The 15,342-nt window shown below is 31.8% G+C and carries 4 protein-coding genes and 3 pseudogenes; 5 read left to right on the top strand and 2 right to left on the bottom strand.

Translation table 11 applies throughout. The annotated features are described in order from the left end of the window. Window positions 1-509 precede the first annotated feature (509 nt). Both ACEN2I_RS19470 and ACEN2I_RS19465 read right to left on the bottom strand, forming a co-directional pair. A pseudogene (locus tag ACEN2I_RS19470) lies at window positions 510-1,395 on the bottom strand (IS1595 family transposase). A 28-nt stretch (window positions 1,396-1,423) separates the two neighbouring features. Continuing rightward, window positions 1,424-2,288 (bottom strand): annotated as a pseudogene (locus ACEN2I_RS19465) (IS1595 family transposase). A gap of 728 nt (window positions 2,289-3,016) precedes the next feature. Between ACEN2I_RS19465 and ACEN2I_RS19460 the strand changes: the two are divergent. The 5 genes and pseudogenes from ACEN2I_RS19460 to ACEN2I_RS19440 all read left to right on the top strand — a co-directional run. Then, window positions 3,017-3,241, top strand: a complete 225-nt coding sequence (locus tag ACEN2I_RS19460) for a hypothetical protein (RefSeq protein WP_441767753.1) — start codon at window positions 3,017-3,019, stop codon at window positions 3,239-3,241. A 596-nt stretch (window positions 3,242-3,837) separates the two neighbouring features. Then, on the top strand, window positions 3,838-4,008 hold the full coding sequence (locus ACEN2I_RS19455; protein ID WP_441767752.1) for a hypothetical protein: 171 nt from the start codon (window positions 3,838-3,840) through the stop codon (window positions 4,006-4,008). A gap of 266 nt (window positions 4,009-4,274) precedes the next feature. Continuing rightward, on the top strand, window positions 4,275-4,412 hold the full coding sequence (locus tag ACEN2I_RS19450; RefSeq protein ID WP_441767751.1) for a transposase: 138 nt from the start codon (window positions 4,275-4,277) through the stop codon (window positions 4,410-4,412). A 332-nt stretch (window positions 4,413-4,744) separates the two neighbouring features. Then, window positions 4,745-5,202: pseudogene (gene tnpA / locus ACEN2I_RS19445) on the top strand (IS200/IS605 family transposase). A 1,981-nt stretch (window positions 5,203-7,183) separates the two neighbouring features. Further along, the coding region (locus tag ACEN2I_RS19440; RefSeq protein ID WP_441767750.1) for a GEVED domain-containing protein at window positions 7,184-15,342 on the top strand (8,159 nt) is incomplete at its 3' end.

The following is a 15,342-nucleotide window of genomic DNA, read 5'->3' as shown; positions in this document are numbered from 1 at the left end:
CAATCATAAATGTATTTTGCGTATAAACAAAAAAATGTTTTGTTTTTAAATACAAATCCGTGGAGTTCTTTCCTTAAAAGATGTCTTTTAAATTAAGGTATTGATTTTATTTAGTTCTAGTTCTAAAATGGATGCAGTTTTTTTATGGCTGTAAAAATCCTTGAAAATTGAAGAAGCCTTTTAATAAATAGCAACTTTTTCAGTGCACTACAAAAAACAGGGAGGTGTTTTTTTTTAGTTCTCATACAAAGAGTAAGCTTTTGAAAATCTTTCTAACAATTTTAGAAAGTTTGAATAAAGATTTCCAAATTTGCTCCAGTGTAAATATGCAGTGAGACAAAAAGTAACATAATTATCAAAAACTACTGGTTTCTAATAATTTTAAGTATGGAAAAGGAAGATGTAAGACTATCCAAAATGTAAGCATATTTTGCTTAAAAGTATTAATTATTTTACTAAACAACAATATTTAAATTCTGTGTAAAATATTTATGATTCTCAGCTTTTAATCATAACCTTGTAATACCTGCTATTACTAGCCTATCGAAAAATTTTTCTCCAAAATATCTTCTATTTGGGCTTATAGATGAAATCATTTAGTATATTATAAATATTCTTTTATTTTGTGATGATTTCCTGGAAAATTTCGTTTTGCGCTGCTAATTGTAATATGAATCCAGAGTAAAGTTTCTTTTGTTGTTTGCTTATCTGATTTTCAGTAATGTATTTCTACGTAATCGGAAATATCTATATAGGAACTACTTTTGCCTGGAAAAACAACACTTTTCTCTGAAATTCATTCTTGAATTGTTTCATTAATTTGGTCGGCACTATGGTCAGTAAGAACTTTTTGTTTGAAATATCTACAATGACTTGACTTTTCTCCAGTTTCAATATCTTCCAAATGAGTCGATTCGACAGTAATTGCTATATTAGCTTTAACCACAGCTAATCGATCTCTTATATATTTTTCTTGTTCAATTTCAGAAGATGCAATTGTAAAATAACCCTCGTCAAACCATTCTTTCAAAAGTATACCAAGAATCCATATTGCCTTTCGCAGTTTATGAATCATAGCCCAAACAGGTTCGTATCGTTTCAATCCAAGTTGAGTTTCAATTCCTTTAGTGGATAAATCCTTTTTTAGTTGCTGTCAATAAAAACATTGTCTTGTACCAAACTAAAAACTATAAATTAGAAATTTACATTATTGTTTCACTTTGCAAGGAAATACTTTTTAAATGCTTTTCATTCATAAATCCACCTGCTTTTTATCCAAAAGAATTCTTTGCAACCACATTTGCATTCTACTCCAATTTTGTCTCTTTACTCTTTGAAATGATTTCTACAAGAATCTTTACTTTAGAAATTTCCTGTAAAGTTGAATAAATTCATTGACTTATCCTTTTGGCTAATAATAGCTTTATATGTTTGCGGAGGTGATCCTGTTCAGTAAATTGTCAAAGATATTTCCTTTCATAAAACTTCTATTAAGCGATATGAATATTCATTTATATAATCCTGAAGATTTTCAACATGATGATGAACTCCTCTTAACCAACCCTTAAAATTACTCGATGAAGTTCTGGAAAATTTTCTCCTTTTTGCCAGATTTTATATGTGTCATATTAGTGAAAATTTTATCTAATGGTTTGTAACCCGTCCATTCATTGGTAATTATTTGTGCATCTTTTGTTGTTTTTTGTTCCATAAAAGATCCTAAATTAACAGCATCGGCTTTATCAATAACTTTTGCATAGGATTGACTTACACCTTTCTTTTTCTTTTCAATAGCTACTACTACCAACTTTTTCTTCCCTTTTTTACGACCCTTTGAGTTCCATCAGTACCACCAACAAAGGTTTCATTAACCTCAACTGAACCAGACGACGGAAAATTCCCACTGCTATCCATAGCAATCATAACTTTTCTTTTGAATAACCAGCAAACTTTCTGCTTGAGTTCTAATTTTCGTGACAACTCGGTACTTGTTATTCCTTTCTAGTTTGTGCTTATAAAATACACTATATAAAATGCTTTCAATATCGGAAACTTTATTTTATGAAAAAGTGTACCTGCCATTGAGACTCTAAATAATTACACTTACTACATTGCCTATCAAACTCCTTTATTCCTTTACAATAATGCGTATGCTTACATTTTTTGCATTCAAAACCAGTATCCCATTTTATAGCTGATAGATGCTTTTAACAATCAATTTCAGTTGCAAACTTTTTTTGAAAATCAAACAAACTAAAGTCTTTTTCTGAATTGCCTATCTTTTCCATTGTTTTTTTTTAATAAATATAAGCAGTTAGTATTATTTACAAAAGGGATACGTCAATAAATTCATTGTGTTTTTTTATAAAAATAAGGATTTTTTTTAAAATTATGAGTAATTACGGAGAATCATTAAATTATTAATCCCATGATCTTCAGGATGACTTTTTTAGGTGGTAAAAGCGTTTAAATTGATTGGAATTTGTATCTATTTTACAAAATTAGGTGCAAGTTATCAAACTAAACTCAATATTTGGTTAGTTTTATAAAGGTAAAATCGTTTTAAATGTTTGTTTTGTTTGATGTTTCCAAAAGCAGTTGCGGCTTAATGCAGCTTCGGGAATAAATCCCTACTAATACCTCAATTTCCAGGTTTTCTAGCTTTGGTTTTTGATAATTAACTGTAGTTGTTTTTGATTTTGATTTTCTCCATTCGTAGTCCTTTGGTTTAGCCAGAAATTTTAATTATTTATTTAATAGAGATTTTCAGCATGAAACATTTTTTTAGAACATAAAGTGACATTATGTCTATCTTATTAATCAAAAAAGTCTACGCTTTGTCTACCGCTATTTTGGTTTACTAACGTATGAACTGTTGTAGTTTTGTCCAGAATAAATAGAGTAATAGAAATGCTATATAAAGTCTAGCTAGTTCTGTTTATTTGAGTTAAGCTTAGTGATTGTTAGAGGTGTGTATAAAATTTTATATAAAGCGTGGCAATATAAATCGAAGACTATGAAAAAACAAAAAAACAAAAAATTCAACACTTTCTGTCTGTGCTTTGGTGTTTTAGCAATGATATTCCATGCAATATTAAAAGTGGATGTTGTTAATCCTTTAAAAATGAAATCTACTAATTTAAATTCAGTTATACATGGCGGGCCTGTAATTATTAAGGTTGTCGAATTAAAACAACTAAAATCGGAAATTGAACCAAAAAACGCAACTGATAATAAATAAGTGGACTAGAATAACGCAAATAAATAACAATAAGGTAGGAGGTGATCATATTGCTCCAAAATATAGCATAGTGCTGTCTTAATGTTAACAAAAACTGAATAAAATAGAATATTGTCATTGTAGATAAGGTGGGAGGGAACAGTAAGTAACTTTATAAAATTTTGGGGAATTTTATTTAATTTACTTTGGTTCTGTAACACGAGGCTGTCCGAAAAGTAAGGACAGCCTTTTTTTTGCTGTTTTTAATCTAAAATAATATCTTAGAGTTGCACAAAAAACGAGCAATGGCTAAAGTAATATTTAAATCGAAATCGATAAATACTACGGAGCTTTTTCCGATAAATATTTTTGATAAAATTTCAGAAAACCACCCTGTTCGCTTAGAGGAAAAGGTTTTCAATTCATTTAATATAAGGCATATACTTGAAAAATATATAGGAGGAGGTAACTCTGTCTATTATCTCAGAATGATGCTTAAAGTTTTGTTTTACAGTTATTTGAGCAATACTTAAACTTGCCGAAAAATAGCAAAAGCACTCACCGAAAACATTAATTTTATGTTTGTTTAAGGTAACTCAACCGCTGGTTTTAGAACCATGAACGATTTTAGAGGAAGGGTTCTAAAAGAAAAAATCAAAGATTTATTTGCAGAGGTGGTCAAAATGCTTGTGGAAATGGGCTATGTCAGTCTAGATATCCAATACATCGATGGAATAAAAATGGAAGCAAAATCCAAAAAATACACGGACACAATTTTAGAAAAATGATTGCAAAGAACAATAATGCATCGAGGACTCCTCTAAAAGTCTCCATCGGAGTTACAAGTCGAGCTATAAAAGTCGAAATTTACTTTTTAAATACTGTAACGGAATATTTTCATAAATCAACCAACTCAAAATCAATTACTGAAATTTGCTGTATAAAAAAAGCTGCCCATTTCGGACAGCCTCTTTTATTGGTCTCAGATTCGGTTTAAAACACTGCAATTTATTGCAGTACTTTAGTAATGCGACAAAATCCTTATCTTTAGAGTATGAGTACAGATGTAAGAAAAAGTTCGCATAAAGTAAAAAGATTAACCTGTCATGTTGTTTTGGTTATTAAATATAGAAGTAAAGTTTTGAACGACGATGTTCAAAAACGTTGTCGTGAGTTTTTAATGCAAATATGAAGCGTAAGGTATTGTGATTTTTAAAAGGAGTTGTGAATTCTTATCATATGCATATCGAATATGTATCAAAAAAGAATTTCAGCACAATTTTAAAAAGTTTAAAAGGAACAACATGAAGAAAGCTACAAATGGAATTTTCAGAACATTAATTACTTCTCTAAATCTAAAATTTCATCGTAGTATATTTTGGCACTTTCATATTGCTTTTTTTTAAAGTATATTTTTTCTAACTGATTGTAAATTGTGTGATACGATTTTTTGAACTTAATCAAAAGAATTCCTCGAGGCTCTGCCTCGGGGTTTAGGGTAAAATAGAAAGATTCTTATATTTGTTGGATGAGCGAACACATTTTCAACGACCTAATAAACGTTTGTTGCTTTATCATTTGGTTTGTCTTATAAAATATAGGAGAAATGTTTGGCTGATTCAGTAGGATTGAGTTTGGTTTCTATATGTGAAAATATTTCAGAACGTTATGAGATTCATTTTGTTGAAATTAAAGAAGATGGGAATCACGTGCATTTTTTGATACAAAGTGTTCCGAAAATTTCAGTTGAAATAATTGTTAGAACAGTAAAAAGTATTACAGATAAATAAATTTTCAGATTACATCCTTAGGTTAAGAATAAGTTGTGGGGAGGTGATTTTTGGACTAGTGTATATTATGTGAATACTGTTGGTCAATATGGAAATGAGGATGTGATTCAGAAATACATTCAAAACCAAGGCGAAGAAAAAACAGTTTATAAAGCGCTTAATAAAAATCAATTACGGTTGTCTTTTGAGTGACGCGATACCTCGGGGCTCTGCCTAGGGTAATTTATTAAAGTTCAATAGATTCAGAATAATAGAATGCTTTTAAAGTTCATTTAAATTCAAGTTACATTTCACTATTGATATTATATTTATTTAATGTGATTTAAATTGCTATATTTTTTTTAAATTGGTTTTGTGAGTTCTAGGTAATTACTTGAGTTATTGCAATTATAATTTTTCAGAAACACTTTGTCTATATGAATAATAATTTCATACAGGGCTTTTATTTGTCATTGTTAATTTTATGAAGCTTTTTAGCTTGTACGTAATAATAATTGATTACTTTGGGATCGAATTTTTGCTAAATATATATGGATTCCATATTTTCTTATGCTTTGATAAGTTTAGCTTGGCGTGTCATGAATTTTATTAAGCATAGTATATAACTGATTAAAATAGTTAAAGGGTCTTACCCCACTTTCCTCTATACCTATATATGACCCTTATTTGAAAACAAGTAAAAGGGTTAATAAAAATTGTTGTTTTCTTGTTTATGGGGGTTTAAAGACGTTTTTAGTAACTGGAGATACTTCTCGCATTCTTTTTCCTAATAATAAATATGAAAATATTTTTTTTAAATTCGCTACAGATCATTAATGATATATTTTTTAACAAGCTCGGTCTTTTATAAGAGTATTATTATTCAAAGCTTTTCTAATTTTTTATTAGTTTGGTATTATGAGATACAGGGTTTTTAACAATTTTAGAAGATTATCTGTTAATTGTACGTTTTGAGCCAAAAGGATTAAATGAAATAGTGATAAGGAATGGTGGTGAATTTTTGATTTAATGTATTCTTAGGGCTAAAATTTACAAGGAAATACTATTAAGATTCAATTAGGGATTTGTACCAGTTATTAAAATTTTAATATGATTGTAATTGATTTAATCCATATGTAATAGCACTAGTGTCGACTAAAGATTAAAGAATGTTCTTTTAAATTGACAGTATAAGAAAAGAAAACAGCAATGACAGCTTTGAAATAAAAGGCAATATTTATGCTTTTGATTCTTCACTATAGATTTGTGTTTGAATGTTTTTTTGGGATCATTTTAGAAAACCAAATCAGGAATAAAACTCCACACACTTTTGATATAAATTAAAATCCCCAGTATTTATACATAAAACAAAGGCAAATGTTCTCTATGTGAATGCTTTGGGTATTATCAATTTTGGATCTTTTGCTTATTGTATTTTTGGCCGCAGTTATGTTGATTACTTGAGGCTTTATCGAATAACAAAAGCATTAGCGTATTTTGTTGTCAGAGAAAATCAAATTTAAAATTAAAAAGAATATATTCCATAAAAACGGTTAAATCTACTGTAGATATTTATGGACAAACAGGAAATGTAGACGGCTTTTATACTTCAAAAAATTATTGTAAAAAAATAAGAAAGGTGAAGTTTTTCGATATTGAAAACAAAAAAATGCCAATCTTTTTAATTTTAATTTATCAGCCCAACAAATAGCGTTGCTTTATGCAAAGTTTGCATATTTAAATATTGTTTAAATGTATTAAACAATATTTAAAAGTTAATACCTCCTTGGGAACGACTGAAAATGCAGTTCGCATACAAATCAACATCGGAATAATAACTTATTGCTTGGTGTCAATCATTTCGAAAGATTTAAAAATTAATCGTTCAATCTTCCAAATTCTACAAATTTTGTTAGCATCATTACTCGATAAAACATTTGTAAATGTATAATTATGAAATTAGGTTACAATAATGTAAACGAACTTGATCAGTTGGTTTTTTAGCTTATTTTAAGTGGACACTAGTGATTGAATAGGTTTAAAGGATTTTCTTTTGAATCAATAAAAATAACTTGGTTGTGACTTTTTGTATCCCTATGCTGAGCCAATACTAATTATCATATTAAATACTTTAGCAAATTAATTCAGAATTTAACTGTCTACAAATAGTTAATTTCTCTTTATCAATTTGTGTATGTATTATAAAATTAGAAATTTTAGAGTATTTGGTTCGTCAGTGGTAGTGATTCTTTTTTTGCTATTTTTTTCTGTTTCTGCACTTTTTAAAGTTTATGGGAAAGGAACTGATCAATGGAAAAATAGATCTATAAATAACAATAATTTTGATACTATAGTCCCTAAATCAATTGATGCTATTGGCTTAAATGGTATTAGTAGTAGTTGTTTTGTTAATACTATTTCAAGAAACACTATTGAAGCTGTTTATGGATTTGATAATACCTTAACAGGCGAAGGAGGATCTCATGGTCCTATCTATCAAGAAGGTCTAAGTTTTAATACCACATCACCAAAAGTTGGTAGTGCTTCATTAATTTTTAATGGCAACTCAAAAGTTCAATATAATTCTGGTAATTTTATGACCAAGGAATTTGATGAACTATCTATTGGTTTTTGGATTAAAATTGCTCCTTCGCAAATTACCACAGACAATCGTATAATTTATGAAGAGGGAAATAAAGATGATGGATTACTTATATCAATAAGGCAAAATGGAAAATTAAGAGCTTCGTTTTCTAAAAATGGTAATCAAAGAGATATTCTATTTACTTATCCTCAAGATGGTCAATGGCATCATGTAGGTGTTACTTATATAAATAATAATATTTCCGATGGTTTAGCATCAATTTATTTAGATGGTGAAGTAAAAGAGAGTAAAGAAACTGGTCTTAAAACAATTAGAGCGCACGACGATGGAGCCGGCTTAGGCGGGCGATTTGGAACAAATGTAGATTCAAATACTTCAAAAAACTTTATAGGTGAGTTAGATGAATTTTTTTACAGCTACAATTATGTGTCTGGTGGTGATATACTGAATTACGTTCAATGCTTAAACAACACCTCGTTTAATTCTACTTATCAATGTGAGGATAAAGCCTTTAGAAGTGATAGTGGGAAGTGGTACAGTTTTTCACTAGAAACCAGTGAAGATGCTGTTGAGGCTGAAGTTATAAACCCCTTGCTAGTTAATGCGGGTGGTTATAATGATAATGACGGTATGATTTATTCCTTGAGTAAAGCCTCTGACGTCAGAACTATAGTTGTTATTAGTGAAATTAAACAGGCAGCTAATGGAAAGCTTACTTTTATCAATCACGAAGTTGGTCCTATTGTGGGATTAGGTACATCTTATGACTTGAATGCGGGAGACGTATATGACAATAAAATTTATGTTAGGGCTTACCAAGAAAACAAAATATTTGTAATTGATATTGATAAAAACAGTCCTAATTTTCTTAAATTAATATCAACAGTAAATCTTACTGGTGAAAAAGGAGCAGATTTAGCAATGCATCCAGAAACTGGAGAGGCATGGGTAATTGATAATAATTCTGAGATAATTAAAATACATTTTAATTTTAATGGAAATATAGGTGTTGAAAATAGAACAAATTATGGAAAAATAAGATTTCAAGATAATGTAGCAGGAGTCAATAATGGTCCTTTTGGAGCTCAATATGTTAGTAATGATAATATATTTTATTTTGTTGATAATGATACCGGTAATATTTTCAATGTTAACCTTTCAAATTTAAATACAACCGACAGACCTAATGCACGTTTCTTAGCTAAAGTACAGCGATCTGCAAATAATGATGGCGCACGTTGTCATAGGGCTGTAACCTCTTTGGATTTTGGTGATGCTCCATCCTCTTATGGAACCTTATTGGACAATTCAGGTGCGAGACATTCAATCAAAGGTTATAATCCGGGTACTAATAAATCATCATTAATGCTAGGAAATTCTATAGACAGAGAAGTCGATGGTTTCCCCAATGATACAGCTTCTGGTGATGATGATAGTTTGAATGATGATGAGAATGCATTCAATATTTTACCATCGGTTGACGGAAATGATTCAGATTATATATTAACTAATATTCCGGTTGTTAATACATCTGGGAAAGTTGCTAATTTGTATGCCTGGATAGATTTTAATAAAAATGGCTCTTTTGATGATGATGAATTTGCTTTTGTAACGGTTCCAAATAATGCAACCAAAGTAATTTTAAGTTGGAATATTCCATTTAACATGGCTAGCGGCTCTTCATATGCAAGATTCAGATTAACAACTGGTATCTTAAGTGATTCAGATACCGGAAGTAGTGATTCTAGAGCTGTAGGTGATGCCATTGATGGCGAAGTTGAAGATTATAAATTGGTATTAGGGTGTACAACTATACCTGCTCCACTACTAGAAGATATTAAGCAACCTTCCTGTTCATCTGACACCGGGTCTTTTAAAATTAAAGATCCAGTAGCTGGATATAGCTATTTTTTAGACGGCCAAAAGCTTACTAATGTAGGTGCCTATGTAACGGGACTTACGCCAGGAAACTATTCTTTAACTGTAACAAATGCTGACGGATGCATTTCGCAAGAAAAAGAAATAAATATTATTTCCATATCTCCCCTAGAAATACAATCAATTAAAAAAGATATTACCTGCTTTGGAGGGTCAGATGGTTCTATTTCTATTCAGTTAAGCGGTGGTACTGCTCCATATAGTTATAGCTGGAGCACATCTGAGGGGGATAGTGGACTCGCACCTACGCAAGAAGATCAAACAGGACTCGTTGCAGGTAGTTATACTGTACAGGTAACAGATGCAAAGGGGTGTATTGCAGAAAAGACAATCATACTTACTCAACCTAACAAAGTAGCTAATCCCTCGGTTAATACTTCCCCGGCAGGATGTGATGTTGAGAATAGCTTGCCATCTGGAAGTGTTACTTTAACCCATGCTAATGCGGGAAGTTTTACCTATAATATATACAGCATTAGTGATAATAACACATCTTGGATTGGTCTATCAAAAACATTGGTAGAAGATATTAATTTTTTTGCTGGTGTATACAGAATAATTTCTATTAGTAACGCGGGATGTGAGTCTGACTCTGTAAACTTCACGATAACCCAAACAGGAGGTCCGGCATCACCTCAGGTAAATTCTTTACCTGCTGAGTGCGGTGAACAAAATGGAAGTTTTACAATTACCAATTTTTCAGGTAACTTGACCTATTACTTAGATAATATCAAGATTCAAAACCCTCACCTTCCTATATCGGCTCAGGTGGGGTCCCATTCGCTTGTAGCTCAAAATTCTGAAGGTTGTGCAGCTTCTTCTGAAGTAGTAATTGGTGAAAAAACAGCTCCTGAAGGCCCATTAGTTGTATACAAGAGACAGCCCACTTGTGTTATTCCTACTGGCGATATTGAGATCTCTCTTAGTAATTTACCTAGCAATTCAATGTTTCGTCTGGATATATTAAACAGTTCGGGACAAATTATAACAGAAGGAAATTTTCAAAACTCAAATAAGTTTAATAATCTAAGTATTGATAACATTTATCAGGTAGTTTTTAAGGCTGGTAATTGTGAGTCAAAAGCATCAAGAGTTGTATTTAATACATTGCCTCCGCTAACTAAACCAAGTGTAACTTTATATAGCGCGTCGTGCGATAGACCGTATGGTACTATAACAGTAAATGACAACAATCCTGACTCATATACCTATACGTTAAAAAAAATTGGAACTACTCAAAGTTGGGAGGGTAATTACACAGAGTTGAAAAATAAACATCTGGATCATGGTGAGTATACCCTTTCACGTTCAGTTGGCTCATGTGAATCACCGGTTCATAATTTTGAAGTTATTGTACCTGTAATACCTAATAAACCCACCATTACTAGGATCGATGCAACTTGTGATACACGATATGGTTCAATTTTAGTTACTGGAAACGATGCAAATTCTTTTTCTTACAATCTTCAAAACCTTTCAAATCCAAATTCTGCTCCTCAACAGGGAATTAGTAAAGAGAGATTAGAAGACTTTCAATTATCCTCAGGCTCTTATGCATTATCTGCGCAAAATGAATCTTGCGTATCAGAAATATTAAATTTTACAATTGTAGTTCCTGAAATTCCAGTAGCTCCTGTCGTAACTCCAGCTGACGGTACTTGTGAAATACGGTATGGTACTATTGATATAGGTAATGCAGCATCTTCGCTACGATATACATTGAAAAATGAAAATGGAAATGTTGTAGCAAGTTCTAAAACTAAAGCTCAAATAGAAGCTCTTCAACTTCAAACAGGAAATTATACAATCACTGCTTATAATGGAAGTTGTAACTCTGTAAATACTGAATTTACAATTAATATGCCTCCTGTACCCCAAATTCCTGAAATTGATATCCACGATACTGATTGCGATACAAGTTGGGGTTATATTACAGTTAGAGGGCAAAATACAGCTTTAAACAAATATAATTTAACTGGAGGAGGCTTAAATCTTACAAATTTAAGTGTCTCCCAATTGGAGAGTTATGAGTTGCAACCGGGAACGTATGAGTTATATGCTTTAAATACAGAAAACTGTATTTCTCCCTTGAGAGCGTTTACTATCAATCCACAACCGCAAACTCCTCCTGTACCTATACTAAATATTACAAATGCCACATGTAGTATTGACTATGCTAAAGTAAATTATCAAGATGGTTATAATGCAGCGGCTTACCGTTATTCTCTTTATAGGTATAGTGATGATGGAAGTCTTATTCAGAAATGGGAAGATATATCTTCTAATGATATCACGAATCATCAGTTTAAAAATGGTAGCTACACGTTGTTAGCTAAACTGAATCAATGTTTCTCAGAAGAATTTGAGTTTATAATTAGAATTCCCGAACATGCTAATATAACCAATGTAAGGGTTAATAATACTGATTGTGATGTACGTAAAGGCTCTATTGAATTACTTTCTTCTAATGCTGGTTCTTATACATATACATTAGTAGATGTAACTCTTAATTCACAACAAGAAAATTTAACCAAAGCGCAGGTAGAAAGTAAAGAATTTGAAGCTGGTTCTTATCAATTAATTGCATTTACTACTGACTGTGAGTCTGATCCTTATGAATTTACGATAGATACTGCACCTGTAGTACCAGATATTCCTATAATTAATACAACTCCGGTATGTGGGCCATATGCAAACTTATACATAGTAAATTTTTCTGATGATGTTGAGTATTACCTTAATGACAGTCCAATACCATATAGTAGTTTACCTAAACCAGTTGTTCTTCAATCTGAAGTTGAATATATATTGAGGGCAGAAAGTATAGATGGATGCAGTGTATATTCAGATAGATTCATAATTCCTCGAGTTACAAATTCTGCGCCGATTAATGTTAATGTAACAAATCCTACTTGCATAGAACCTTATGGTCGTATTCAGATTATTAATGATATTTACGACCACTATGTCGTTAAAATTCCTGGAGGTTATAATTTATATACTGGGCCAGCTGAATTAATTGAATCTCGTCAATTTGACCCTACTATGCCTTATTATACTATACAAGGTGTTAACAGTGCGAACTGTTTGTCAAGCAGCATGGAATTTAGGTTTGCTGATGTAGTATTTCCAAGTAAGCCTGTACTTTCAATAACTCAGCCTAACTGTGCTATAGCTACAGGGAAAATAAAGGTTACAAATCATGCTGCAGAAATTAGATATAAATTTGTTTCAAAGCCTGAGGGAACAGACACTTTTTCTGGTGAATTTACTAAGGCGGAGCTTGAGTCATTAGACCTTATTTCTGGGGAGTATATATTAATTGCTATTAATACACAAACGGGTTGTGAATCTCCAATCACTACTTTTATAATTAATGCGTCGCCTAGCTTTACTCCAGTTCCAACATTGTTGGTTGAGCAAGGTACGTGTGCAACACCATACGGTTCTGTTAAGTTTGAAGAAGATTACAATCCAGCAGCTTACCGGTATTATCTTTACAGGTATGATGATAATGGAGATCTTATTCAGAAATGGGAAGATATATCTTCTACTGATATGACGAATCATCAGTATAAATACGGTAACTACGAGTTATATGCTATCAAAAATGGTTTATGTGGATCAGAGCTTTTCAAGTTTTCAATACAGGTACCTCAAATACCAGTACAACCAGCTATAACACGGGTTCAGCCTACTTGTGATAAACCGAGTGGTAGAATTATTATAAATAATAATTCTAATTTTATATTGTATAAGCTGCTAAAAGGTTCTCAGATTATTACACAAGGTTCTTCCAAGGAATCATTAGAAGCAATACCGCTACAAGGTGGATCGTATACTTTATTTGCTACTACCTTTACCAACTTACCTGATGGTACACTATACTGCGACTCGCCGGGTCTAAATTTTACTATCAATAGTGTTGGATTACCTCAATTACCCATACTAGATATTACGAATGCCACGTGTAGTATTGACTATGCTAAAGTAAATTTTCAAGATGGTTATAATGCAGAGGCTTACCGGTATTATCTTTACAGGTATGATGATAATGGAGATCTTATTCAGAAATGGGAAGATATATCTTCTACTAATATAACGAATCATCAGTTTAAATACGGTAACTACAAGTTGCGAGCTAAGCTGAATCAATGTCTCTCAGAAGAATTTAATTTTCATATTAAAATTCCCGTACCAGTTAATATACCTAATGTAAGAGTTAATAATACAGATTGTAATGTACCTAAAGGTTCTATTGATTTACTGTCTTCTAATGCTGATTCTTATACCTATACGTTATTAAATATTACGACCAATACACAAGAGAAAAATTTAACCAAGGCGCAGATAGAAACCAAACAACTCTCGCCTGGTTCTTATCAATTGATTGCATCTAATGCAGACTGCGATTCAGAAGCATTCTCTTTTATAATTAATCCGCGTCCTGATAGACCTCTTATACCAGCAATTAATGTAAATGTAGTTTGTGGCTCTTCATTTGCAATAGCTAATTTTCCCGAGGGTTATTCTACCGAAGACTCGTATCATTTAGAGTGGAGGCTAGATGGGGTATTGAAATATACATGGACTAACATATCCCCTAACGATTTAGAGTCGCTTCAGCTTCAGTCTGGTACTTATATACTAATGGCTAATGGTGAATTCTGTAAATCAAATGCTTTAGATTTTACAATCAATACTGATATTGCAAACCCTCTTCAGGTCGAGGTACTTAAAAACTGTTATGATGTTACAGGTAGGGTCAAGGTTACCAACCATATTGAAGGGGTTACCTATAAACTGACTACTTATTATGGCGGAGTTATTGTTGGAGAATATTTAACTGTTTCTCAAGTGGAAGCTATTGACCTGCCACCTTCTAGGTATATTTTATCGGCTAAAAATGAAGATATTTATGGATGTCTTAATAGTAAAAGTTTTATTATTCCAGAGCGAACAGCAGCTATACCAGAAGTAGAGATACTGCAGCCTAATTGTAATACTCTTAGTGGGCATGTTTTAATTGAAAATCACATTAATAATGCAACCTATGATCTTTTCTATATACCATCTGGTTATGCACCAGTTAACTTAGGATTTTCAATAACTCTTGAGCAATTACAATCTAAAAATTTAGAATATTACGGTTCCTATAGTTTAAGAATGAAGAATGGAGGCTGCCAATCTCCTTCTATTATTTTTTATGTTATCGAGCCTAGTCTTTCTCCTGCGCCTGTGGTGAGTGTTACTCATCCAGATTGTGAGGTGTCAACAGGATTTGTTAAAATCACTACTTCTGCGGAAGATGCAATTACCTATACCCTTACTGGTCCAAGTTTAGAAGAACGTGATAAGACTAAAGAAGAAATTGAAAATCTCAAGTTACCACAAGGCATTTATAGTTTGGTTACTAATAATAGTGAAGGTTGCCCTTCGGAAAAAGTTTCTTTCATTATTACTAGAAATGTTATAGCTCCCGATAAGCCCGAAATCTCTGTTCATAATCCTGATTGTATAACGTACGAAGGTAGTATTACGATTGAGAATAAATCCCCACAGCATGTATTTTATACTCTTATCAATATCTCTACAGGTGATTTATTGGCGTTATTTGAGAGTTCATCTTATATTGAAGGACTTGCACTGCTTCCTTCTACTTATGAATTAACCGCTAAAACTTCTAGTTGTGAATCAGAGGCTAAAGTATTTACTATTGATAGAGCCTTACCTCCTGTAGCGCCTTTAGTGGACACGACTAATGCCGGTTGTGATACTACCCAAGGATCGTTTACGATCACCAATTTTGA

Source organism: Flavobacterium sp. W22_SRS_FK3 (assembly GCF_052113665.1).
Lineage (GTDB): Bacteria > Bacteroidota > Bacteroidia > Flavobacteriales > Flavobacteriaceae > Flavobacterium.
Note: the sequence above shows the minus strand (reverse complement) of the source record. Positions and strands in the feature narration are given on the sequence as shown.